The sequence below is a fragment of the Marinomonas pollencensis genome, assembly GCF_003387375.1.
Taxonomy (GTDB): Bacteria; Pseudomonadota; Gammaproteobacteria; order Pseudomonadales; family Marinomonadaceae; genus Marinomonas; species Marinomonas pollencensis.
Genome location: NZ_QUNG01000001.1, coordinates 21943 through 45134, shown reverse-complemented (window position 1 = coordinate 45134; position 23192 = coordinate 21943). Strand labels below are relative to the sequence as shown.

Sequence of the window (23192 nt, the reverse complement as noted above, 5' to 3'; positions counted from 1 at the left end):
AGCGCTATAATGCTGGCACGTGACTGATAAGCCTGTTGAGTAGCTCGTCTTCTGAAAGGCCAGAGGCCTGGGCTTCAAATGAAGTGATGATGCGGTGACGAAGCACGGGTAAAGCCACTTGTCTGACGTCATCTGGCGTGACAAAGTCTCGCCCTTGCAGCAGTGCGTTGGCGCGTGCGCAACGATCTAGCGCTAGGGTGCCTCGTGGGCTAGCGCCAAACTCAATAAGACTGCCACCATTTACTGCTTCACCTAAATAATGTTCAGGATGGCGGGTGGCCATCACCAATTGCACAATATAGTGTTCGACGGATTCGGACATATAGAGTGATAATGCTTTTTGCTGCAAGGCTAAGATATCAGCCGGAGTGCAAAGCGCTTGGGTGGCATGGGTTAGCGTTTTGTGAAGGTCTTGCTGACGAACCATACGCAGTACTTCAAGTTCACTTTCTGCGCTTGGGTAGCCCAGATGGATCTTCATCATAAAGCGATCAAGTTGTGCTTCAGGAAGTGGGTAGGTACCTTCTTGTTCAATGGGGTTTTGTGTGGCGATGACAAAAAATAAATTCGGCAGAGAGTAGCTGTGGTTGCCGACAGTGACTTGCCTTTCCCCCATGGCTTCCAGCAACGCGGATTGCACTTTGGCAGGGGCGCGGTTAATTTCATCTGCGAGTACAATGTCGTTCATGATAGGTCCAGGAACGAAAGAGAATTGCCCCGTTTCTTGCTGGTAAATATCGGACCCTGTGACGTCACCGGGTAACAAGTCCGGTGTGAATTGGATGCGTTGAAAGCGACTGTCGATGGCATTGGCAAGCGCTTTTGCCGCTGTCGTCTTGGCAATCCCTGGTGGGCCTTCTAACAAGACATGACCATTAGCAATAAGCGCTACAAGTAATTCATTCGTTAAATCCGGTTGACCTATAACGGCATGATTTAGATGTTCTTTTAACTTCTCAATTACGGATTCCATCGAACCTAAGTTCCTTATACTTCTGTCAAAAAAGGTGTCAACACAATATAATAGGTTCCATCTTATCGGATTCAAAACTTTACATACAAGGCGTTAGTTGTAAGAGATGCGTAAGCATAGGAAAGAAAAGTGGCAAAAATCGTAGTGGAAGTGATATTGAGCGCTACGCAATACGAAGCAGCGTATTCTGGTGTGGCAAAAAATGTCGTAGCAAGTAGCCTTGATGGGCGCAAAGTGCAGCTGCCTTTGTCGGCTTTCCAGCCTTTTGTCTCTTATCGCGGCGTGAATGGAATTTTTGAAGTAGAATTCGATAGCAGAAACAAATTAGTTGGCGTGACACAAATACGTTAATTCACTTAGCCTCATACTCACACGGTTAGGAGCCCTGTCTATGTATAATCTTGCTCGCTCATTACTTTTTAAACTGGACCCTGAAGTCTCCCATGAACTGTCATTGGATCTTTTAGCGGCGAGTAGTCGATTAGGATTGACTAGGTTTTTTGAGGGGTTGCCTGCTACCAAACCAGTTGATGTGATGGGGTTACGTTTCCCTAATGCGGTTGGTTTGGCGGCCGGTTTAGATAAAAATGCTGACGCGTTTGAAGCGTTAGGTGCACTCGGTTTTGGCTTTGTAGAGGTTGGCACTGTAACCCCTAAAGGGCAAAGTGGAAACCCGAAACCGCGGCTTTTCCGTTTGCCAGAACACAATGCCATTATTAACCGTATGGGCTTTAACAATAAAGGTGTAGCGCATATGGTTTCTCGTATAAAATCACATCGTTACCCAGGTGTTTTAGGGGTTAATATCGGTAAGAATTTAACCACGTCAGTGGAAGATGCTGCTGCTGATTATCTTGCTTGTTTGCACGAAGTGATTCCGTACGCAGATTACATTACGGCGAATATTAGTTCACCCAACACCCCAGGCTTACGCAGCTTGCAGTTTGGTGAAAGTTTGGCGCAATTAATCGCGCCGTTGACAGAAGCGCGTGACCGTTATGAGTCAGAGCATGGTAAGAAAGTGCCGTTGGCAGTGAAAATTGCACCAGATATGAGTGATGATGAGATTAAATTGGTCTCCGATACTCTGCTTGCACAAGGGGTAGATGGTATTATAGCGACCAATACCACCTTGTCTCGTGATGCGGTTGCGGGACATAAATACGCGTCTGAAGCTGGTGGTCTAAGTGGTGCGCCAGTGCGTGATGCGTCAACCCATGTGGTGCGAGTATTGGCAGAGCATTTGAAAGGTGAATTACCTGTGATTGGCGTAGGTGGCATTTCAAGTGGTGAAGACGCGGTGGAAAAACTGCAAGCCGGGGCGCAACTTGTACAGCTGTATTCTGGGTTTATTTATCAGGGACCTGAACTGGTAAAAGAAGCGATTGCTTGTACCGATGGCTTCTATCGAGAGTTAGATTTAGACCGTTAATACTAAGCCTGAGTATAGGCCAGCAAAGAATAATAGAAGTGAGGCGGGCTTCAGGCCCGCCTCACTTATTTGTAGAATTCGCTGACAGCGAAGAAAGAGACAAAAGAAACAAGATATTAATGAACTAGACTGAATGTTTTATGGGTGCCTTCAACAGGAGAAAAGCCATTCCACATATCTTCGCGACCTTCACGCCAGCCAGCCAGCCAATCGGGGCGAGCGCTTTCTTGGTATTGAACGGAAAGGCCTTTTGAGCGACCTGCCATTCCGGCACGGTAACCACGAAGATAAGCGCGTTGGCGAAGATCTCTTTTTTGTTTCTTCATAGGATTGTTCCTCTATTGCTTTTTCAGATCGAGTTCTAAAAGCTAGTTTAGATGCGAGAGATTGTCTAAAAACACTTTGCTCTAATACATTCACAGAAAATTTAAAAAAGTAATTAAAAATGACAACAGAAACACAGACAACAGACTCAGTTGAACAGGTATATGCACTTGAAATCACCTGTCCGCTTGGCTTGGAGAATGTCTTAGAGCAAGAGTTGCATGCTGAAGGATTGCTGCAAACTCGTTTGGGCGAAGGCCAAGTGAAGCTCTCGACAAATCTGGCCGGTATGTACAAAGCGTGCCTTTGGTCGCGTGTTGCAACACGCGTTATGCTCCCCGTGGCCAATTTTAAAATAGAATCAGCAGACGATCTTTATGACGGCGTGAAAGCGGTAGATTGGTCGGCGCATTTGACCGCCACTAATACCATTGCCATTGATTGTCATGGAACAAATGATCATATCCGCAACACGCAGTTTGGTGCGGTGCGTACCAAAGATGCCATTGCGGACTATTTTGTGGCCTTGTCTGGCGAGCGCCCAAGTGTTGAAAAAGAACAGCCTGATGTGCGCATCGCGGTGCGCATTAAGCGTGATACTGTGACCGTCAGTATCGATTTGGCCGGTGAGAGTATGCACCGTCGAGGCTATCGTCAGCATGGCGCGATGGCGCCATTAAAAGAAAACCTCGCGGCGGGTTTGTTGATGCGAGCCGGTTGGGGGCGTGATTGCGGTTTAACGCAATTAATTGACCCAATGTGTGGTTCGGGTACCTTTCTTGTTGAAGCTGCCTTGATGTCATTAGATATTGCGCCAGGCTTGCGTCGTCATTATTGGGGTTTTAAGGGGTGGCAGCAGCACGATCACAGATTGTGGCAACAGCTGATGGATTTTGCGAAAAACCGCAAAAAAGACCCAGCCACCTTAGGCATTCGCTTTCAAGGTACTGACCGTGAGCAAAAAGCCATCGCCGCTTCCCGTGAGTGCATCAAACGTGCAGGCTTAAGCAACTTGATTGAGGTCTCCATGACTTCTTTTCAAACCCACGAATTTGAGATTGACCAAGAAAAACCAGGCTTGGTGATTTCAAACCCACCTTATGGTGAGCGTCTAGGGGATGAAATGACCCTGATCGCCTTGTACCGTGATTTAGGCGAATGGGTGGTTAAGCATGCTCGTGGTTGGCAATTTATGATGTTGACCAGCAATGAGCAGCTAGCGCGACAAATTCCGGTGCGTCCAGAAAAAAGCACTCGGGTGATTAACGGCGGATTGGAGTGTCGTGCATACCGTTTTCCTATTTTGGATGGCAGCATAAAAGAAGATGTGGTGGCCCAGTCTGTGATGTCACCTGGTGCCAAAATGTTTGCCAATCGTCTGCAAAAAAACATGAAGAAATTCAAGAAATGGGCGCTTAAAAATAACATTGAATGTTACCGCGTTTATGATGCGGATATGCCAGAATATGCGGTTGCGATTGATATTTATAAAGATTGGGCTCATGTTCAGGAGTACCAAGCGCCAAAAAGTGTAGACCCAGAAAAAGCGAAACAACGCTTATTTGACGCCGTCTCGGCGATTCCTAGCGCACTGAATATTGCGGAATCCAATGTGGTGGTCAAGCAGCGTCAAAAGCAAACGGGTAAAGCGCAATATGAAAAGCTAGACCAGTCTCATCATGAAATGATAGTGGAAGAATACGGCTGTGATTTTATTGTTAATTTGAAGGATTATTTGGACACAGGTTTGTTCTTGGATCATCGACCAGTGCGTAAATTGATTCAAGACAGAGCCAACGGTAAGCGCTTTTTAAATCTGTTTTGTTATACCGCCACAGCATCTGTGCACGCAGGACAGGGTGGTGCTCGCAGTACTTATAGTGTGGATATGTCAAATACTTACACTGAGTGGGCACGTCGCAATATAGAATTGAATGAATTTTCACCGCGTGATCATAAAGTTGAACGTGCGGATTGTTTTGAATGGTTGCGGACCAATAAAGATAAGTATGACTTTATTTTTATGGACCCACCGACCTTTTCAAACTCGAAAAAAATGGCGGATGTATTGGATATCCAGCGTGACCATGGGGATTTGATTCGTTTAGCGATGGCTAGACTGTCGAAAAAAGGCGAGTTGATATTTTCCAATAACTATCGCCGTTTTGTGCTGGATGAAAGCTTAGTGGCTGAGTTTGATGTTGAAAATGTGACTAAGCAAACCTTGGATTTCGATTTTGATCGTAATAATAAGATTCACCAATGTTGGGTGATTCGACATAAGGAAGTGGCTCAATAGAGGTTTTGGCGTATTTCTTGACGCTAAATCAAGTTAACCAATATCCATGTTTAGTATATTGAATTGTATAGGTTTATAAGTTTTTAAAATGAGAAAAACATTTCGTCTTGTGATTAGTTGCCCAGACCGTACTGGGATTGTATCTGCCGTTTCGCAGTTTATTAAAGAACGAGAAGGCTCCATTGTTGAGGCCAGCCATCATACCGATTTAGAATCGAAGTGGTTTTTTATGCGTCATGAGATTGATGCAGAGAGTTTGTCTGTTGATGTCGCCACTTTCCGTGAAGAATTTGCCGCGATTGCTGAAGAGTTCGACATGAATTGGTACGTGAAAGACAGCCAAGATCGCCCGAAGGTGATGTTGCTAGCGACCAAGGAGTCACACTGTTTAAACGACATCATGCACCGTTGGCATACGGGCGAGTTGAATTGCGACATAGTGGGTGTGATTGCCAATCATGAGGCGTTACGCTCTATGGTGGAATGGTACAAGGTTCCTTATCACTGTATCTCTGTGCCTAAAGACAACAAAATGCCAGCCTTTCAAGAGATTGAAGCTTGTATTGATGAAGCTCAGGCAGACACCATTGTGTTGGCTCGTTATATGCAGATTTTCCCAGAATATTTGTGTAAGAAATATCGTCATCAAGTGATCAATATCCACCACAGTTTCTTGCCTTCATTTATTGGTGCGAAACCTTACCATCAAGCGGCAGTACGTGGTGTTAAGTTGATCGGAGCCACTTGCCATTATGTCACCGCTGATTTAGATGCCGGGCCGATTATTGAACAAGATGTAATTCGTGTTCGTCATAGTCATGCGGCAGCGGATATGGTGCGCCTTGGTAAAGACATTGAGAAGCTCGTATTGTCTCGAGGTTTGCGTTACCACCTAGAAGATAGAGTATTGGTGCACGGAAATAAAACGATCGTATTTTCAGACTAATACCCCGTTGTACAAAAAAGGGAAGGCAGTAGTGTCTTCCCTTTTTTTATGGTGTCGTATCTGTCCAGCAACAGATTTTAATCTGCTCGCTTTTTGTTCTATTGATTCTTGACTATAGTTAATTTGACATATCCAAAACAGAGACGGCTATGAGGGGACAGATATGAAACTCAAATTAACGCCAACTCAGAATTTATGTGTGGGTTTTTTAGAGTCTGGGTTTGAAATTGTTCAGCTGGATGAGCAATTTTACTTTGTGAAGGGAGATAAGCGTCAAAAAGTATTACCAAAAACCCTAGAAGCTTTAGTTAATAGAGGGGCTTTGGAGTTTACTGAGCAGGGAGACTATCTGCTCAGTGAAGAGTTTGTAGCGCACCGTAAAGAGATGCGCTCAATGGGGAAAAATCCAACGCAGCATTAGCTATTGACCTGCAGATGGGTTACCACAGGCCAAGATGAGCTTACTGTACGGAATGAGGTGTTTGGGTAAATAAATGGCTGATCGCCTGCGCCAAGTTTGGGCTGATGCGCTCACTTCTAAACAAATCCCACAAAGGTTGTCTTGTTTCTGGTTGCTGACTAAGCTCGCTGGAAACTTGTCTAAAGGCCACATAAGCGTCATCTCTATGAGCCAGTTTCTCCATGACAATTCTCATCAATTGGCTATTTTTAGCAAGCCAGTGAGGGCATTTTGCAGCCAGTGCCGCAATGGGGTGTATTTGCGCATCTGAACACTCATTTACACTTCCTAGCATGGCAAATAATGGCAGTAGCAAAGCATCGTCAAGTTCAGAACGAGACAAGGCACGAAGGTAGCTTGCCTGCATTAAGGTGTCTTCTTCTTGTAGTAGCTTATTGATAATTGCGGCAGAAAGTTCTGGCGCAAGAGTCTCGTGCTCAAGGGCGTGACATAGAGCACTGACCAAGGGTTTAGGGGCTTGTTCAATGGCGTTTAATATCAGATCGGTATAAGGCGCTTGATGGGCTCTAACCGCCAACTCAGCTATTCCTTGAAGGCCAAGGTTTTGCCACTCCTGTTGCGCTTCTGCTTGCCCTTTGGGTGATAAATAGTTCACCACATCCTGAAAGTATTCAGAGGTGGGCGCGTTTAAATTAGCGGCAAGAATGGCGTGAAAGCTGGCCATTCGTTCTTGGTCTGGTTTGAACACGTAAGGGTTGTCTTCGAGTGCTTCAGATAACCCAGCGGCTTCGCCTTTATGAAGAATTTTATCGACAATGGATTTAATAAAGTGGTCACGAGTTCCTAAATTTAGGCAGCCTGCTTCATCCAAAGGGAGTTTCAAAAACCAGACCACGCCAGTGTCGCTGGCTTCTTGTTTTTGGCTGTCTTTGCTTTTTAGAAAACAGGCAAGCCAAGCAGCTTGGCGAAAAGGAAAAGGGTAGGCTTGTTGTTTTCTATCGAATTGAATGACTTGCTGCGGCGTGATTTTTGTAATGTGGCGGCCAAGGTCATAAAAGGTGGCATCGCAGCCAACCATATCAAAAAGATCGCCAAGCGATTCAATGTTTTTCATGGTAAATTACAGACTCATTTAAAGGATGTTGTCGCCTAGTAAATCAAGCGATGATAAAAGAAATATGTTGCCATATTACCGTTTTTTGCAGGAGAAATCAGGTGAATAGTCAGTTCGAAACACATTATCTTCTGGCAGATTTATTAATGGATTTAGAAGTCGCACTGCGGGAGTGTGGTGCTTGGGAATGTGAGCAGCCTAGCGAGTTGGCGTTGGCAAGCGTCGAGCCCTTTTGTATTGATACTATGAGCTTTGCGCAGTGGTTAAGGTTTGTCATGATGGCGCGTTTTAAACAGCTGATAGAGGTTGGGGCGCCGTTACCAACACGTTGCCATATTTCTCCCATGGCGATGGATGCATTTCAAGGCTATTCGGCGCTAGAGGTGGCAAAAATCGTCTCTGCACTGGATCGGATTGATGCTCATTTGACGAGCTCATCTTGCTAAATGTCTTCGCCGTATGTGAACGATTTAGTTTGGCTGATGGAAGGTCATTTTATTGAAAATGACCTAGACCTTTCGATCTATTGGCAGGCGGACTGGAGAGAGAAGTTACAGGCGTTAGCGCAGCAGCCAAAGCCGCTTGAAGAGGCGGTAAATGCCTGCAAATCTCATTTTCTCGGCAGTTATTTTGAGGTGTTATTTTCTTATGCGATACGGCATTTTTCGAGCTTAACTATCTTGTTAGAGCATCAGCAGATAGTGGAGCAAGGGAAGACCCTAGGGGAAGTGGACATGCTGGTGGAAACCCCTGATGGGGCTTTGTTGCAGTTTGAAATTGCCATTAAATTCTATTTGCAGCGTCCAGATTTGTATCCTGAGCATTGGATTGGGCCGAACAAAAATGACAGTCTGCATCGCAAAGTAACACGGGCCAGAGCGCACCAGTTAACAATAATGGACACCAAGAGTGCCAAAGAGCAATGGAAAAGCCTTACTAAGGGCAGGCCCATCACCGCCTGTTTATTAATTTACGGACGTCTGTTTTTATCTCTCAATGAAGCGCCACAGCGTTTACAGCAGATTGCCAAGACTGGATTTGGAGGCTGGATTTATGCCTCACAAGCGTCTCAATTAGTCGCTGACTTTGCATTGGTTCGAAAGGTAAATAAGCCCCATTGGTTGTCATTATCTGGCTTTTACCAAGATTATACCCCCTTCACATCTGACTCAGTCAAAACCTGGTCTGAGGCTTTTGATAAGGATGCTCGGCCATTATATTTATGCTTAGCTCAGCGCGCCGAAAATATCGATGTCAGTTACAAATATAGTGTCTTTGTTGTTCCGGATTCATGGTAATCTATGGCTTAAATTTTGTCTTTTTTAATGCAGTAGAATGGAATGATAGAGTCACCTAATATCTTGAGCCCTAAAATTAGCCAATCATCTTGGGTTGTTGACATTGAGCGTGCGAGTATCTCATGGAGTAATAAAGAGGCAAAATGGCTGTTTAGCCATTTTTTCGAAGGTGAAGACCTTGCCAAATTTATCATTGATGCAGCGCTCTTACAGCGCTTAAAAAGCTTCGTTCAAAGTCAGCCTTTAGGTGCGACTTTGCAGTTTATATGGCCGTGTTCTACCTTGAGCAAGGAACGTGTTAATTGCATTGGCACAGTGATTTCTTTAGGTGCAAGCAACCGCGGTGTGTCTGTGAAAGTGCAATCTTTGACAGTGAACGAGCGCCCGGTTTTGGCTGACTCTTTCACCAGCGAGTGGTCTTCTTTAGATATAGTGCGCTGCTTTAATTCATTGCCAATGGCTGTCTTTGATGGCAAAGGTGCGCTGCTTGATATGAATCGCAGTTTTTCACAGCGCTTTGGCTCTGTGGAGCAAATAGAAGACCTGTTTGTGGTTTCGAGTGCGGCCCATGGCATAATGGCCATGCTCTCTAGTAGAGAGTTGCACACCCAAGAAATCCGTTTGTCGACCGTCAAAGGTGTGCGTTGGCAACAAATAGAAGTCTGCTATCAAGCTGCCAGCGATCGAGTTTTCCTCTTAGCCCATGATATTCAAGAAGAAAGGGATCATGAGACTGTCCTTTATCGATTGAATAATTACGACCCATTAACCCAGCTGCCTAATCGAAACTTACTCTATAGCCAACTGGAAAGAGCCTTGGTGAATGCCCGTAAGCGCAATCTTAAATTTGGTGTTTTATCGCTCGATTTGGATGGTTTTAAAGTAGTGAATGATACCTTTAGCCATAGGGTTGGGGATGAGTTGATTCAGCAGGTGGCGGAACGTATTAAGAGCACCATTCCGCAATCGGCTTGTTTGTACCGATTAGGTGGCGATGAATTTGTCATAGTGCAAGAGCATGCGTCAGGAATGGATGAGCTGGTTGATATCGCACAAACGGTCATCAAGCATTCGATCAAGCCTTATCCTGTATCAAAAATGGAGATGATGATTACCGCGAGTATTGGCATCGCCTGTTATCCGCAGCATGGTGATAACATCGATTACTTGCTGAAGAACGCGGATGCGGCCATGTATCGTGCAAAGTCCATATCTCATAATTCCTATTTTATTTATGAAGAGGCAATGGCCGATACCATTCGGGCGCATTTAACCCTAGGTGGAGGGCTGCGAAAAGCCATTGAAGAGGAGCAATTTGAGCTCTTCTATCAGCCTAAGATTCGCTTGTCAGACAAAGCGACAGTAGGGGCAGAGGCGCTGATTCGTTGGATGCACCCTGAGTTGGGTATGATTAGCCCTGATCAATTTATTCCTCTGGCCGAAGAAAGTGGTTTGATTTTGCCCTTGGGTGAGTGGGTTATTCGACGTGCCTGTTACCAATTAAAAGAGTGGCGCGAGCAAGGTTATCCAGCGATCAGCTTATCGGTTAATCTATCGGGCCGACAATTTATGCAATCAGACTTAGTGGAAATGGTGTCTCAAGTGTTGGCGGAGACTGGAGTCGATCCGCGCTATTTAGAGCTTGAATTAACGGAGAGCATGTTAATGGCAGACGCTCAGCAAACCATAGAAAAATTGCACGCATTTAGAGCGTTAGGTTTAACTTTGTCGATTGATGATTTTGGTACCGGTTATTCTTCTTTGGCTTACCTGAAGAAATTCCCAATTCAAACCTTGAAAATAGACCGCTCTTTTGTGAATGATTTAGGGGTGGATAGTGACGATGAAGCGATTGTGAAAGCCACCATCGCAATGGCCAACAGCCTTAATTTAAAAGTGATCGCAGAAGGGGTCGAAAACCATTCACAAATAGAAGTGCTTAATGGCTACCATTGTGAAGAAGTGCAGGGCTATCTTTTTGCTCGGCCTATGAGTCATGATGACTTCTCTGTCTATATGAACAGCCATTTAATGGGAGCGTCTATGCTCTCTGCTGTGCATTAATTGCCAGTATTATGTAGCTAATATGAAAAAGAGGCATCTATTTTTGCGCTTTTGTTTTTCTGAGCGCTGGTTTGCTTGTTTATGGAGAGATATCCTCATAAACTAAACACAAAATTAGCTTCAGCGGAAACATTGTGCCAACCTTCGAACAGCTTTCCTGCCCGATAGATAAACAGTCACTGAGTTTGCAAGAGCGCAGTCTGGTTTGTCCTAATGGGCATTCTTTTGATATAGCAAAATCTGGTTATGTCAATTTATTACCTGTCCAAAATAAACGATCCAAAGACCCTGGTGATAGCAAAGAAATGGTCTCCTATCGGCAATCATTTCTGAACCTCGATCACTACTTTCCTATTGTAAAACACATGATAGATCAATGGCCTGATGCTCTGAAGGCTCAGTCTCCTTGTCGTGTATTAGATGCAGGTTGTGGAGAGGGATATTATTTGCATCATTTGCTGAATGAATTTTCCCAGCGTGATGTCTTGCTCCAAGGGATTGGTTTGGATATATCCAAATGGGCGGTCACAGCAGCCAGTAAACGTACAAAAAATGCGACTTGGATTGTGGGCAGTAATGCGGGCCTACCAATGCCTGATAAGTGTTTAGATCTGGTACTGTGTTTGTTTGGGTTTCCTGTGTTCAGTGAGTTTTATCGCACCTTATCTGATCAGGGATATATGCTTCTTGTTGAGTCAGGAGAGGAGCATCTGCTTGAATTACGTGAAATCTTATACCCAAGTATTCACGCTTATAAAGCGACGCACAGTGATGGTATAGAGGGCTTTACACTGGTTGCTGAAAGCAGCCTGCATTATCCTTTTAAACTAAATTCTCAGGATGAAATACATCAGCTTTTATGTATGACACCGCATATACATAAAGCCTCCTATGAAGGCAAAGAAGCGGTTAAAGAGTTGAATGAAATTAGTGTCACTGCGCATGTTAAGTTCCGTTGGTATCAAAAGGCGACAGAGGAAGACCATAATGCCGAATAGTTTAAATCACCTTTTTCAGAAAAATAGAGAGTGGGCTGAAAAAGTAAACAGCGAAGATCCAGACTTTTTTGAAACACTGTCAAAGCAACAAAAACCTGAGTACTTATGGATTGGTTGTGCAGATAGTCGTGTTCCGGCGAATCAGATTGTTGATTTGCTGCCGGGTGAAGTGTTTGTTCACCGTAATATCGCCAACGTGGTTGTTCACACCGATCTTAACTGTCTGTCGGTGATTCAATTTGCGGTGGATGTGTTGAAAGTGAAGCACATTATGGTGGTTGGTCATTATGGTTGTGGTGGCATCAAGGCGGCGATGGACGCTGCTGAGCATGGTCTCATTGATAACTGGTTGCGCCATATTAAAGATGTTTACCGTTTGCATAAAAGTGAAGTGGACAGCATTGCAGACGAGCATCAGCGCTTTGACCGTATGTGTGAACTGAATGTGATGGAGCAAGTGTCTCATGTATCACAAAGCAGCATTGTTCAGAATGCTTGGAAAAATGGACAAGAGTTGCATGTGCATGGTTGGTGCTACAGCATCAATAATGGTCACATTACGGATCTGGATGTGACTGTTTCTACTCTAGAAGATGCAGAAAGAAAGCTTAACGAGCTTTAATTGATGCGGCTTTGACGTCTTTAGAAACATAAGAACGCGAAATAAAAAAAGACCCTCAATCCTTGCTAGCGTAGCGATTGGGGGTCTTTTTTTAAGTGGATGACGAGCTGAGCTTAAAGGCTGTTGTTTTCCGCAATAGCTCGTGCGCAACCTGCGATCGTTGAGCGTAACCAAATATGCCCTGGATCATGTTGCAGCAGAGGGCTCCACAGCATTTTTAGCTCGACCGGTGGAATTTCAAACGGTGGCGGTAACACAACAACGTTATTGTTGCCTTCCATCAATTTGGTGGCTAAAGACGGTAGCGTCGCGATTAGACCAAGTTGCTCTGTAGCGCGCATTGCAACGTTGTAATTACGAGTGAATAAACGAATATTTCGCTTATGGCCTAGATCCGCTAATGAGCTGTCTACCCAGCCCAGTTTTTGTACTTCTTCAGGTTGAATTCCTACCCCAACGCCAAACCCAGTTTTACTTACCCATACATGAGGGGAAGCTAAATAAGTCTCTAGGGTGAAGTTTTTGGCAATCTCTGAATTGGCTGGTACCAAGCAGGAAAAGCGGTCTACCCAAACAGATTTTTGATGAAAGGATTGAGGCAAGGTTTCAAAGCGGTTAATAACCAAATCGACTTTGCCTTTTTCTACGTCGTGAAAGCTTACATCGCTTGGGTTCATGACGTCCAGAATGACACCGGGCGCGTCACTTTGCAGCTTTTTCATCAGTGGTGGGATGAGTGTGGCTTCGGCATAATCACTGGCCATAATGCGAAATACGCGGGAGCTGGATTCTGCCTCGAAATTTTGTCCAAGATGAAGAACTTCATCCACCGATTGCAAAATGCGCTGAACACGTGGTTGCAGCTGAATTGACAGTGCAGTTGGCATCATGCCGTCGCTGGTACGAACCAATAATGGATCGTGGAATAGATCTCTTAATCGTCGTAAGCCATTACTCATGGCAGGCTGGGTGATACCCAATTGATTGGCAGCGTGAGTAACGTTTTGTTCTCGTAGCAGGGAGTCTAAATAACGAAGTAAGTTGAGATCTATTTTATCTAACTGCATAAGGGGCTCATGTCGATTAGCATTGGCAGCATCATACTGTATTTTACCAATGAATAGAACGATGAACCCCAATTTTAGCGTTAGTTTGCCGAGGTTTTGCTTAGTTGTTCAATCACTTCATAGCAAGCGCCCATCGTGTGGTAGTCGGTTTTACCGGCTGGGCTCTTACAGTCATCATAAGCGCTATTATCTTGCTGTAGAATGCGGAACCAAGCGCCAAACTTATGATCAATCATATGCTTCCAGCTGTATTGCCAAAGCTGCTCATAACGTTGCCAATAACTGTCTTCTTTGGTGGCCAAAGCAAGCATTGCGGCAGCGGCAAAGGACTCGGCTTGTACCCAAAAGTACTTATCGCCATCGCAGACATTGCCTTTCGGGTCATAACCGTAGCAAAGGCCGCCATTTTCATTATCCCAAGATTGTGACCAAGCGTGTTCAAACAGTGCCACGGCTTTTGGAATTAACCAGTCTTGAGGTTTACGTTGCTGAATCAGAAGCAGTAGCTTAGACCATTCAGTTTGGTGGCCTGGTTGGAAACCCCAAGGGCGGAATAGGTTTTTAGGGTCTTCCTTGTTGTATTCCCAATCGATCTGCCAATCTGTTGTGTAATGCTCCCAAATTTGACCATTTCCTAGGGCTGCTTGGCGTTGGCAAATATTTTCTGCCACAAGCAAAGCGCGGTCTAGGTAATGTTGCTCTTGAGTGGCGTCAAATGCAGCAATCAAGGCTTCACAGCTGTGCATATTGGCATTTTGTCCACGGTAAGGTGAGACGGTTTGCCAATCCGCTGAAATCTCATCTTTGTATAATCCGAATGAGGTGTCCCAGAAATGCTTTTCCATTAAGGAGAAGGTTTCAGCAATCCAAGGTTTTGCTTCTTCTACACCGGCTTTGTAGGCGGTGGAATAAGCTAATAAGACAAAAGCTAAGCCGTAGCAATGGTTGGTTTCGTCTAGGTTTTCGTCTTTGCTTAATAGCCAAACATAGCCACCGTTATCGCGTTTATGGCGTTCGCGCAAATACGCCAAACCATGGCGAGTCGCGTCTAAGTATTCACTTTTGCCTTCATTCATATAGGCTTTAGCGTAATTGAATACAAAGCGTGTACTGCTCACAAGGTGGCGTGTGTCTGTGTCGTAAATGTCGCCATTGTCTTTAAAGAATTGAAAAAATCCGCCATCCTGATCAATGCAGTTTGGGTGGTAAAAAGCCATGGTTGACTTAATATGCTGATCCAAAAAATCAGCTGAGCGGAAATTCGGAAGTTGGCTCATAGTTTTTTCCTTGCGGTGTTTAGTATGAATGGTTTTTTGTTGTTATGTGTTTGCTTATAAAGGCATGAGAATACCATGGCATATTAGCGTCTGTTAGTATTAAATCAATTAGATTTAGTAAAAACAAATCGCTAGTTTACAGTCTTCGTAGTAGAGCAGTAGTGTATGAAATCGTCGGGTAGCACTTCAGAACAAAGTCGTATTTACAATGAACGTATTATTCTTCAGCTAGTTCGCCAGAAACCAGGCTTGTCTCGGGGTTATATAGCGCAGCAAACGGGTCTCAGTGCCCAGACTATTTCTGTTATCACAGGCTCGCTTCTTGAGCGTGGTCTAGTGAAAGTCGATGGCAAGGTGCGAGGGCGCCGAGGTCAGCCGTCGGTGCAATTGAGCCTTAATCACCAGGGGGCTTATGGGTTAGGGATCAATGTTGATCGTGACCGTATTAGTGCGGTTTTATTGGATTTTAGTGGCCACTGTGTTTTGTCGTTGGAAAAACAAGTTTCTTTTCCAACAGAGCAAACAGCTAAAGAAATTGCGCTGGCACTCATTGCAGACGTCAAAGCGCGTTTGCAAGAAGATTGGGTCAAGGTACAAGGGGTGGGTTTGGCGAAACCCGATTACATGGATGCTTGGTTGGATTCTTTAGTGACGGATGCCGTGCAGCGAACGGATTTAGAAGGCCTGCAAGCCGAGTTGACTTATTGGCAATCTGACGCGTTTGAGTCTTGGTTGTCAGAGCAGACAGGTTTGCCTTGTTATAAAGAAAATGATGCTATCGCCGCTGCTACTAGCGAATTACTGTTTGGCGCAAAAACACCAAGAAAGCACTTCTTTTATTTGTTTGTCAGTATTGCTTGTGGCGGCAGTATTGTTGCTGATGGCGAGTGTTACTCTGGTGCGCATGGCAAGGCTGGTAGCTTTGGTTTGTTACCCACTGCTACCGGTAAACATGGGCGCTGGATCTTAGAAGCTTTGTCTATTTCTTCTCTTAAGCGCTTTTTTGCAGGGCATGATTTACCTTGGCCGACGGTGGCTGCGCAGTGGCAGCACCCTAAGTGTCAGCAATTGGTCGATCAATGGTGTCAAGAAGTTGCTTTCGAGATTCAGCCAGCATTGAGTGCGGTGATTGCACTTTATGACCCAGAAGCCATAGTGATTGGTGGGCGTTTGCCGAGTAGCGTATTACCTCAGTTGATTGATGCGGTGCAAACCTGTTTGGCGCAACAAAGTGTGTTGCCGGTACCGGATATAGGTCCTGCCTATGCCGATGAGACTGCGGTCACTTTAGGGGCGGCGGTGTTGCCTTTGTACGAAACGTTTGCGCCCCAACGGGAGTTATTGCTATTGGCTTCTTCGCAAACACTGAAACCATAATGTAGGGGCCACAAGCAATCACCACAAGCAATCACCATCAGCCTGAAAGGGGGCATAATGCGCTTAGAGATACAGTGTGAAGATAGAATTGGTATGGTGCGAGAAGTGCTGGACCTGTTTGTTCCCCATCAAATCGACATTCGCTTGATCGAAGCCGATACAGTGCGCCACTGTATTTATTGTGGCTTTCCAGATATTGAATTCGCGAAATTACAGCAGTTGCTTGGTGAGTTGCGGCGTTTGGGGGGTGTGCAGGACGTAAAGCGCGTAACCTTTACCCCATCTGAGCGTGAGCATAATGCGCTGCACACCTTATTGGAGGCGTTGCCGGATGGTGTCATCGCGGTGGATTTAAAAGGCATCATTACCATGGCGACGGATTTGGCTGCGCAAGACCTCGGGGTGCCAATCACTGAATTATTGTCTCGCCCGTTGCAGCAGTTTATCAAAGGAGTGAGCTTTGCCAAGGTGACTTGGGACGATATTGTCGGTGGGGTCAGTATGCGCATACGGATCCGTAATAAAGCCTTGTTGTTGGAAATGAAACCCATATTTGTCCCAGATGAAGAGGGGAACGCCAATCCAGCCGGTAGTGTTATTCATCTTAAATCGCAAGCGCGCTTGGATAGGCAAGCTGCGAATTTTAAGCAAGCGCCTAATGCAGAAAATGATTTGGCGCAATACTTCCAAGCTCAGGTTAGCCAAAGCAGCGTGATGCGAGAGATGCTTCACCGTGCAAAAGCGTTTGCAAATATGCCAGAACCTTTGTTTATTCAAGGAGAGGCGGGTACAGGAAAGCGAGACTTAGTCCGGGCATTGTTTCAATATTGGTTGGCGCAACAATTTGATCAAACCGCGCAACTGATCATACGGCATGGCCGAGACATGCATCTAGAAGAGGTAGCAAAGCTCGATCACTTAAATGGTTGGTTGGTAATTGAGGAGCTGGAATACTTGTCGCCAGATGTGCAGGTGGCCTTGGCGAATTGGCTCACCCGGCGTCCCGAGTTTTCCACCAGTTTCGAATCAAATTGCCGGATTGTCTCCTTGAGCACGCAACCGCAGTCTCAGCTTATTTCGCAATATGGCTTAAACCGTACCTTGTATTTTGCTTTGTCGGGGTTGTTTTTACAGGTTCCTAGTCTAAAGGAACGGCGTGAAGACTTAGCTGGCTTATTGCAGCAAACACTGCAAGCTTATGCTGAACGTTATGGTGTGCCTATGCCAAAGGTTTCCAAAGGGGCTTTGCTAAAGTTGTCGCTGTATTCTTGGCCTGGCAATCACAAAGAGTTGCAGAATGTTTGCTTACAGACCCTGAGCGTGTCACAACAAGGCGAATGGCAGCCAGAGACCATTTGCTTGCCAGAAGACACAAACAAGGCATCTTTGGTTTTATTAGATGGATCTTTAGATAAAACACTCAAACACTTTGAGGCGACATTGCTGAAAAGTCTTTACCCTGATCACCCGAGTACTAGAAAACTTGCTAAGGCGGTAGGTGTTAGTCATAGCGCGATCGCTAATAAGTTAAAAGAATACGGCATTCATTGAGTAATGGGCAGGTACAAAAAAGCCACATCTCAAAAGGTCAGTGGCTTAGTGGGGCTCGTAATAAGTCTTAGTATGGGCGGCGATGCGGCGGCGCTTTTTTACGAGGTGTTTCACGCTCAATTTTAATCGGTTGCAGTTTCACCTTTGGTTGAGAGGCGATCTTTTGAATATTGCTTGCTAGCACGGCAATCACAGCACAAGCAGCAACAAATAGTAAAAATTCAAACATAGTGTCTCTCCAAACTTATTCTTCTTGAACCTATCATGAGCCATTAGGCTAATCGGGTAAAGATCATTTTAGTATATTTAAGTAAATGGGGCCGCTTTATTATATTGCAAGCCAGTCGGCGATTTTCCCGTTGCAAAGTCTGTGCGGCTCCTGTTTTGCATTGATCAAAGGTCATATCGCTTACGTAAATAGCGAGCAACCCCGTCTTCATCATGATGACCAATGACGTCGGTCGCTGCTGCTTTGACATGCTCTAATGCATTTTGTGTGGCAAAAGCTTCATCGGCGTTTTCAAACATGGATAAATCGTTATCACCGTCGCCAAAGACGATAACACGTTGGGCACCCATTTCTGCTTTTAGTTCCATCAATGAGGAGCCTTTGCAAGCGCCGCTGTGATGAATGTCGAGCCAATAGGCGTCCTGGGTGTAAATACCGCCGCCGGAATAAGCCGTGAGATGATCCTGTTGTTGGCAACCTGCGACTAAGCTTTCAACCAGCTCAGGTTTGCCCATGGCGCTGATATTAGTGATAACCGCATTGGTTGAAAGCTCTTCAATAGGGTGAAGGCTCAGCTGCTCATGGGAGCCTAGTTCGTTGGCAATATGGTCGCTCAAATTGCCCAGCAAAGGGCTGTGATACACCTTATGGGAGCCATCTTCAGCCAAACAAAAAACAAACGGTGTCACTTGATGCTCGGCAAATGCAGATAAGGTATCACTGATTGAATCGGCGGTTAAAAAGTTACGGTGACGGTATGATTGATCGTTCGGGTTCCACCATTCCACACCATTTTTGAAAATTTGCCAATGCGGAAAGTGATGGTCTGCAATGCAAGCTTTCGCGGCGAAATGAGTTCTGCCGGTGGCCACTGTGTAGGCGATGCCGGCCGCATCTAGGCGTCGTAAAGTATCGCAGGTGTATTCGGAAAGACGTTGCTGACGGTTTAATAGTGTGCCGTCTAAATCAAATGCTAATAAATCCATAACTACCTCGCCGTTAAGTCGAGCTAACACTAACGCACTTTGTGTTTCTAAGGAAGGGGGGCGCAGGGTGGGAAAGCAGACCAGCAAGTATTGCTGGTCTGCTTTGAATTAGGCTTTTTTGCTAAGCGCTGGGGCGTCAAAGGAGATGCCTTGCCAGCCAGAAATCATAAATTGGCGAATGTTTTGATGGTCATTGGCCGTTGGGTTTTCCAGTACATCAAGGCGATAAAAATCACCAAAAAGCGCCAGAGTTTCGGCTTCTGTTAATTGATACAGTGCAGCGAAGGAAAAAATCTTGCATGAACCGTTGTTTTCGTTGGCAGCGTTTGCTTGTTGGCCATTGGTAAAAGCCACTGGAGTAAAGTCGTATTCTGCTTCAATAACGTCAATCACGTCTTTAAATTGCACGTCTTGTGGTGTGGCTTTTAGCTTAGTAAGTAGTGTGTTGCTCGTTAACATGAGATCTCCATTTTGCTGATCACAATCATGTGATCAGGGTTCAGTCAGTAAAGGACAAAAAAAGAATTAGTGTTTGTTGTGTGTGGGCTCGAATTTATGATGCACAAATTGATACGTAATAAAGGCCAACGTGCCGCACAGTGCCATAATCAGCAGCATAGGGGCGGCCGTACCTGTGTGAAATAAACTAACAGCGACGCCGCTTAAAGCGCCTGCTGAAAAGCGGAAGGAGCCAGCAAGGGCTGCGACACTGCCATTATGGTTGCCTGCATTGCGCATTGCGCCTGCCATAAATCCTCCCCCTAGAATCCCCATGGTTCCCATGAAAAAGATACAGCAAGCGATAATGCTAATCAGTGGCGGGTGGTCGAAAAAGCTGAGGATAAACAGGCCAGCAGAGGCTGCGAGCAGAACACAAACGGCGTATTTTGTCAGTCGATCTACCCCGACCTTTTCGACTAAGCGGCTGTTAATAAAGGTCGCAGTCACCATGCCTAGGACATTCAAGGCAAAAACAAAGCCAAATTGTGATGCTTTGATGTCATAAAGCTCAATATAGACGTATGAAGAGCCTGTTATAAAGCACATCATACCTGCAAAATGGAGCGATCCTGCCCCTATGTAGCCAATCACAGCGGGTTTTTTCAGCAAGGTGTAGTAATTGCTGAGTGCATTAATGAGAGACAAGCGTTTGCGTTTATCCTTATGCAGGGTTTCGGGAATGGTGCGCATAAATAAGATGGCGCCAAGAGACGAAACGATTGCCAGAAAGACAAAAATGTAATGCCAATTAAGAAAAACCAGGATAGCGCCACCTATGATAGGCGCAGCCAATGGGGCAAGCGACATAGTGAGCATCACCATCGACATGGCTTTAGCAAATTGATTGGCGGACATTTTATCTTTGACTAAAGCGGGAATACTAACAGCCACCGCCGCGCCGCCAATGGCTTGTATCGCTCGGCCAGATATAAGCATGTTGTAGTTTTGTGCCAAGGCACAAATAATACTGCCAAGAAAAAACAGAGAAAGCCCACTGAGTACCACTTTGCGACGGCCAATAGCGTCAGAAATTGGTCCAAAGAAAAGTTGCAATACAGCAAACACAATCAAGTACATGCTGAGGGTCATCTGCACCAGCCCAATGTCTGTGTTTAAGTCTTTCGCAATGGATGGAATACTGGGTAAATAAGCGTCAATAGCAAGCGGCGTGAGGCCAGATAACAAGCCAAGAACAAGGATAACTGGAAAGGTTAGCTTCATATGGGTGCACTATATTATCAGATGAGTTTGACTTAACGGATACACTCCCGCTGAGCAGAGAACCAACAATTATAATCACTTATTGCTTTCAGGGGATTTTGAATTGTGCAAACACTAGGAAAGCCAGTCAGTTATTTAGAGCCTGTTGCGCTTTCACGGTGCGCTTTCGGTATGATTCGCTGTTAAGCTATAAAAAGTGTGCGTCGCGCTTTCTTCATACTCTGCCATTGCGCCTATTTAGAATAGGGAATGTCAGCGTTTTTCTGATTACTAAGGAATGTTATGTTACGGTTCTTCGAGCGTTGGATAGAAGCTTACCCTACCACTGAACCCTCCCAAGCTCCGAATACTCTGTATGCGTTTTGCCGCTACTATTCTAAAGGCGTTGAAATTCCCTTAATTTTGATGTCGCTACTGACTGCAATAATTGCAATATTAGAAGTAACGCTGTTTAGCTTTATGGGGCAATTGGTGGATTGGCTGGTGGTCAAAGACCCAGATACTTTTTTTGCCGAAGAAGGAGTTCGTCTCCTGGGGATGGCATTAATGGTGTTGATAGTGATGCCATTGATTACTTTTGTGCACTCCGCGATTATCCATCAAACCTTGTTGGGGAATTACCCGATGCGCATTCGTTGGCTTGCCCACCGCTATGTGCTTAAGCAAAGTGTTACTTTCTTTCAAGATGATTTTGCCGGCCGAGTCGCCACTAAAGTGATGCAGACTTCATTGGCGGTGCGCGAAAGCGTTATGAAATTGCTCGATGTATTGGTCTATATCCTAGTGTATTTTGTTTCTATGCTGGTGTTGATTGCTCAGGCGGATTACCGCTTGATGTTGCCTATGCTGGTGTGGCTGGGATTGTATATTGCCCTGCAATTTTATTTTGTACCAAAACTGAAGCGCGTATCCACTAAGCAAGCCGATGCGCGCTCTACCATGACAGGGCGCATTGTAGACAGTTACACCAATGTCTCCACCGTTAAGCTTTTCTCCCATACTCAGCGTGAAGCCAGTTATGCTAAACAAGGAATGGACGGCTTTTTAAGCACGGTGCATCAGCAAATGCGTCTCGTCACAGGGCTAAATGTTGGGGTGCAGATTTGTAACTATTTGCTCGCGTTTAGTGTGGCTGGAGTGGCCATCTTATTGTGGACTTATGGGCAAATAAGTGTCGGTGCTATTGCTATTGCGGTGAGTTTGTCGTTGCGTGTTAATGGCATGGCTCAATGGATTATGTGGGAAGTCAGTACCTTGTTTGAAAATATAGGCATGGTAACAGATGGCATGAAAACCTTGTCTAAACCTCTGCAAATACAAGATGAGCAGGGCGCTAAACCTTTGCAAGTTCGCTACGGTAATATCGAATTTGACCGGGTGCATTTTCATTATGGCAGGCAAGACAGTAAGGTGATCAATGAGCTAAGTTTGGCGATTAAAGCAGGCGAAAAGATTGGTGTCGTCGGCCGCTCTGGGGCGGGAAAATCCACCATAGTGAACCTGCTAATGCGTTTTCACGATGTAGAATCTGGGCGCATATTGATTGATGGCCAAAACATCAGCCAGGTACAGCAGGATACGTTACGAGCCCATATTGGTATGGTGACTCAGGACACCTCATTACTGCATCGTACGGTGCGCGAAAATTTACTCTATGGTCGCCCTGATGCCAGTGAAGAGGAGATGATTGCCGCCGCGAAAAAAGCCGAAGCCGATGAGTTTATTCAAACTTTAACCGACCCTTATGGAAATACCGGCTACGATGCTATGGTGGGGGAGCGCGGGATTAAACTTTCGGGAGGTCAGCGCCAGCGTATTGCCATTGCACGGGTATTGTTGAAAGACGCCCCCTTGCTTATTTTGGATGAAGCGACCTCGGCTTTAGATTCTGAAGTAGAGGCTGCGATTCAAGAGAGCTTATATCGTTTGATGGAAGGTAAAACAGTGATTGCTATTGCCCATAGGTTGTCTACGATTGCCGCGATGGATCGTCTTATTGTGCTGGATAAAGGCGTGATAGCAGAGCAAGGTACCCATGATGAGTTGATTCAACAAGCTGGTATTTATGCCAAATTGTGGGCGCACCAAACGGGTGGTTTTTTGGCTGAAGACATTATTTAATTGTGAGCAAATGATGGTGACCTACTTTATTTTATTTTTAGCGATTGTGTGTGAGGTGCTGGCCACTACGGCATTAAAGGCGTCTGACTCTTTTTCGCGACTCGCACCTACTTGCTTGGCGTTTATCGGCTACGGAGTGTCCTTCTATTTACTGACAATTGTGATGCGGACGCTACCAACCGGTGTGACCTATGCCATTTGGTCTGGCTTGGGAGTCGTGCTTATTTCATTATTTGGTTACTGGTTTGCGAATGAAAAACTGGATTTTGCGGCTTGGTTAGGTATGTCGTTAATTGTGGCTGGGGTCGTGATTATTAATGTGTTTTCAAAAACAGTTAGCCATTAATAGTTTCGAACAATAAAAAACACGG

The 23192-nt window shown here is 45.3% G+C and carries 23 protein-coding genes; 14 read left to right on the top strand and 9 right to left on the bottom strand.

Translation table 11 applies throughout. The annotated features are described in order from the left end of the window. Window positions 1-4 precede the first annotated feature (4 nt). Window positions 5-973, bottom strand: coding sequence for an AAA family ATPase (locus DFP81_RS00220; protein WP_115895752.1), 969 nt, complete (start codon window positions 971-973; stop codon window positions 5-7). 129 nt (window positions 974-1102) lie between these two features. Here DFP81_RS00220 and DFP81_RS00215 point away from each other — a divergent pair, with 129 nt between their 5' ends. Together DFP81_RS00215 and DFP81_RS00210 are read left to right on the top strand one after the other, a co-directional pair. Further along, entirely contained in the window at window positions 1103-1324 is a 222-nt protein-coding gene (locus DFP81_RS00215; RefSeq protein WP_115895751.1) for a DUF2835 family protein, read from the top strand. Between the two features lie 40 nt (window positions 1325-1364). Next, window positions 1365-2405 carry a quinone-dependent dihydroorotate dehydrogenase gene (locus DFP81_RS00210; RefSeq protein WP_115895750.1) on the top strand — a complete coding sequence of 347 codons (1041 nt, stop codon included), beginning with the start codon at window positions 1365-1367 and terminating at the stop codon, window positions 2403-2405. Window positions 2406-2521: 116 nt separating this feature from the next. Here DFP81_RS00210 and rmf read toward each other — a convergent pair whose 3' ends face one another. After that, complete coding sequence (gene rmf, locus DFP81_RS00205; protein WP_115895749.1) at window positions 2522-2731, bottom strand: ribosome modulation factor; 210 nt, start codon at window positions 2729-2731, stop codon at window positions 2522-2524. A gap of 119 nt (window positions 2732-2850) precedes the next feature. On the opposite strand from rmf, the gene rlmKL reads away from it, so the two are divergent. From rlmKL to DFP81_RS00190, 3 genes are all read left to right on the top strand, one after another. Continuing rightward, window positions 2851-5028, top strand: coding sequence for a bifunctional 23S rRNA (guanine(2069)-N(7))-methyltransferase RlmK/23S rRNA (guanine(2445)-N(2))-methyltransferase RlmL (gene rlmKL, locus DFP81_RS00200; RefSeq protein ID WP_115895748.1), 2178 nt, complete (start codon window positions 2851-2853; stop codon window positions 5026-5028). An 88-nt stretch (window positions 5029-5116) separates the two neighbouring features. Next, window positions 5117-5974, top strand: coding sequence for a formyltetrahydrofolate deformylase (gene purU, locus DFP81_RS00195; RefSeq protein ID WP_115895747.1), 858 nt, complete (start codon window positions 5117-5119; stop codon window positions 5972-5974). 163 nt (window positions 5975-6137) lie between these two features. Further along, complete coding sequence (locus tag DFP81_RS00190) at window positions 6138-6395, top strand: formyltetrahydrofolate deformylase (protein ID WP_115895746.1); 258 nt, start codon at window positions 6138-6140, stop codon at window positions 6393-6395. A 40-nt stretch (window positions 6396-6435) separates the two neighbouring features. Here the strand turns inward: DFP81_RS00190 and DFP81_RS00185 are convergent, their stop codons facing one another. Beyond that, on the bottom strand, window positions 6436-7509 hold the full coding sequence (locus DFP81_RS00185) for a DUF3549 family protein (RefSeq protein ID WP_115895745.1): 1074 nt from the start codon (window positions 7507-7509) through the stop codon (window positions 6436-6438). Between the two features lie 101 nt (window positions 7510-7610). On the opposite strand from DFP81_RS00185, the gene DFP81_RS00180 reads away from it, so the two are divergent. From DFP81_RS00180 to can, 5 genes are all read left to right on the top strand, one after another. Next, the gene (locus DFP81_RS00180; protein ID WP_245959040.1) at window positions 7611-7955 is read left to right on the top strand and encodes a YqcC family protein; all 345 of its coding nucleotides are present in this window, start codon (window positions 7611-7613) and stop codon (window positions 7953-7955) included. Further along, on the top strand, window positions 7956-8807 hold the full coding sequence (locus DFP81_RS00175) for a DUF1853 family protein (protein ID WP_115895743.1): 852 nt from the start codon (window positions 7956-7958) through the stop codon (window positions 8805-8807). It abuts the gene before it with no gap. Between the two features lie 42 nt (window positions 8808-8849). Beyond that, window positions 8850-10871 (top strand): putative bifunctional diguanylate cyclase/phosphodiesterase, encoded by a 2022-nt coding sequence (locus DFP81_RS00170; protein ID WP_115895742.1) that lies wholly within the window; start codon window positions 8850-8852, stop codon window positions 10869-10871. A gap of 134 nt (window positions 10872-11005) precedes the next feature. Then, entirely contained in the window at window positions 11006-11869 is an 864-nt protein-coding gene (locus tag DFP81_RS00165) for a putative RNA methyltransferase (RefSeq protein WP_115895741.1), read from the top strand. Continuing rightward, a complete protein-coding gene (can, locus tag DFP81_RS00160) occupies window positions 11859-12491 on the top strand; it encodes a carbonate dehydratase (protein WP_115895740.1) in 633 nt (210 codons plus the stop codon). Before DFP81_RS00165 ends, can begins: the two co-directional genes overlap by 11 nt. A 113-nt stretch (window positions 12492-12604) precedes the next feature. Here the strand turns inward: can and DFP81_RS00155 are convergent, their stop codons facing one another. Both DFP81_RS00155 and DFP81_RS00150 read right to left on the bottom strand, forming a co-directional pair. Further along, window positions 12605-13558, bottom strand: coding sequence for a LysR family transcriptional regulator (locus tag DFP81_RS00155; protein ID WP_115895739.1), 954 nt, complete (start codon window positions 13556-13558; stop codon window positions 12605-12607). Between the two features lie 80 nt (window positions 13559-13638). Continuing rightward, the gene (locus tag DFP81_RS00150) at window positions 13639-14835 is read right to left on the bottom strand and encodes an AGE family epimerase/isomerase (RefSeq protein WP_115895738.1); all 1197 of its coding nucleotides are present in this window, start codon (window positions 14833-14835) and stop codon (window positions 13639-13641) included. A gap of 165 nt (window positions 14836-15000) precedes the next feature. Here DFP81_RS00150 and DFP81_RS00145 point away from each other — a divergent pair, with 165 nt between their 5' ends. Further along, entirely contained in the window at window positions 15001-16212 is a 1212-nt protein-coding gene (locus DFP81_RS00145) for an ROK family transcriptional regulator (protein WP_115895737.1), read from the top strand. A 57-nt stretch (window positions 16213-16269) separates the two neighbouring features. Then, entirely contained in the window at window positions 16270-17763 is a 1494-nt protein-coding gene (locus DFP81_RS00140; RefSeq protein ID WP_115895736.1) for a TyrR/PhhR family helix-turn-helix DNA-binding protein, read from the top strand. Window positions 17764-17830: 67 nt separating this feature from the next. Here the strand turns inward: DFP81_RS00140 and DFP81_RS18150 are convergent, their stop codons facing one another. From DFP81_RS18150 to DFP81_RS00125, 4 genes are all read right to left on the bottom strand, one after another. Beyond that, window positions 17831-17992, bottom strand: coding sequence for a hypothetical protein (locus DFP81_RS18150; RefSeq protein ID WP_181903014.1), 162 nt, complete (start codon window positions 17990-17992; stop codon window positions 17831-17833). A 164-nt stretch (window positions 17993-18156) separates the two neighbouring features. Then, window positions 18157-18978, bottom strand: a complete 822-nt coding sequence (locus tag DFP81_RS00135) for an HAD family hydrolase (protein ID WP_115895735.1) — start codon at window positions 18976-18978, stop codon at window positions 18157-18159. A 108-nt stretch (window positions 18979-19086) separates the two neighbouring features. Continuing rightward, the gene (locus tag DFP81_RS00130) at window positions 19087-19437 is read right to left on the bottom strand and encodes a HopJ type III effector protein (protein ID WP_115895734.1); all 351 of its coding nucleotides are present in this window, start codon (window positions 19435-19437) and stop codon (window positions 19087-19089) included. Between the two features lie 66 nt (window positions 19438-19503). Further along, window positions 19504-20700 (bottom strand): Bcr/CflA family multidrug efflux MFS transporter, encoded by a 1197-nt coding sequence (locus DFP81_RS00125; RefSeq protein ID WP_115895733.1) that lies wholly within the window; start codon window positions 20698-20700, stop codon window positions 19504-19506. 282 nt (window positions 20701-20982) lie between these two features. Here DFP81_RS00125 and DFP81_RS00120 point away from each other — a divergent pair, with 282 nt between their 5' ends. Together DFP81_RS00120 and DFP81_RS00115 are read left to right on the top strand one after the other, a co-directional pair. Continuing rightward, window positions 20983-22821, top strand: coding sequence for an ABC transporter ATP-binding protein (locus DFP81_RS00120; RefSeq protein ID WP_115895732.1), 1839 nt, complete (start codon window positions 20983-20985; stop codon window positions 22819-22821). A 16-nt stretch (window positions 22822-22837) separates the two neighbouring features. Next, entirely contained in the window at window positions 22838-23167 is a 330-nt protein-coding gene (locus tag DFP81_RS00115) for a DMT family transporter (RefSeq protein ID WP_220342782.1), read from the top strand. Window positions 23168-23192 lie beyond the last annotated feature (25 nt).

Bases quoted from the DNA above. Each gene is read 5' to 3' on its own strand.
- DFP81_RS00135 (WP_115895735.1), bottom strand. From the start codon at position 18,978: ATGGATTTATTAGCATTTGATTTAGACGGCACACTATTAAACCGTCAG.
- DFP81_RS00170 (WP_115895742.1), top strand. From the start codon at position 8,850: ATGATAGAGTCACCTAATATCTTGAGCCCTAAAATTAGCCAATCATCT.
- purU (WP_115895747.1), top strand. From the start codon at position 5,117: ATGAGAAAAACATTTCGTCTTGTGATTAGTTGCCCAGACCGTACTGGG.
- DFP81_RS00145 (WP_115895737.1), top strand. From the start codon at position 15,001: ATGAAATCGTCGGGTAGCACTTCAGAACAAAGTCGTATTTACAATGAA.
- DFP81_RS00220 (WP_115895752.1), bottom strand. From the start codon at position 973: ATGGAATCCGTAATTGAGAAGTTAAAAGAACATCTAAATCATGCCGTT.
- rmf (WP_115895749.1), bottom strand. From the start codon at position 2,731: ATGAAGAAACAAAAAAGAGATCTTCGCCAACGCGCTTATCTTCGTGGT.
- DFP81_RS00150 (WP_115895738.1), bottom strand. From the start codon at position 14,835: ATGAGCCAACTTCCGAATTTCCGCTCAGCTGATTTTTTGGATCAGCAT.
- DFP81_RS18150 (WP_181903014.1), bottom strand. From the start codon at position 17,992: ATGTTTGAATTTTTACTATTTGTTGCTGCTTGTGCTGTGATTGCCGTG.
- rlmKL (WP_115895748.1), top strand. From the start codon at position 2,851: ATGACAACAGAAACACAGACAACAGACTCAGTTGAACAGGTATATGCA.
- DFP81_RS00125 (WP_115895733.1), bottom strand. From the start codon at position 20,700: ATGAAGCTAACCTTTCCAGTTATCCTTGTTCTTGGCTTGTTATCTGGC.
- DFP81_RS00210 (WP_115895750.1), top strand. From the start codon at position 1,365: ATGTATAATCTTGCTCGCTCATTACTTTTTAAACTGGACCCTGAAGTC.
- DFP81_RS00120 (WP_115895732.1), top strand. From the start codon at position 20,983: ATGTTACGGTTCTTCGAGCGTTGGATAGAAGCTTACCCTACCACTGAA.
- can (WP_115895740.1), top strand. From the start codon at position 11,859: ATGCCGAATAGTTTAAATCACCTTTTTCAGAAAAATAGAGAGTGGGCT.
- DFP81_RS00140 (WP_115895736.1), top strand. From the start codon at position 16,270: ATGCGCTTAGAGATACAGTGTGAAGATAGAATTGGTATGGTGCGAGAA.
- DFP81_RS00185 (WP_115895745.1), bottom strand. From the start codon at position 7,509: ATGAAAAACATTGAATCGCTTGGCGATCTTTTTGATATGGTTGGCTGC.
- DFP81_RS00155 (WP_115895739.1), bottom strand. From the start codon at position 13,558: ATGCAGTTAGATAAAATAGATCTCAACTTACTTCGTTATTTAGACTCC.
- DFP81_RS00175 (WP_115895743.1), top strand. From the start codon at position 7,956: ATGTCTTCGCCGTATGTGAACGATTTAGTTTGGCTGATGGAAGGTCAT.
- DFP81_RS00130 (WP_115895734.1), bottom strand. From the start codon at position 19,437: ATGTTAACGAGCAACACACTACTTACTAAGCTAAAAGCCACACCACAA.
- DFP81_RS00190 (WP_115895746.1), top strand. From the start codon at position 6,138: ATGAAACTCAAATTAACGCCAACTCAGAATTTATGTGTGGGTTTTTTA.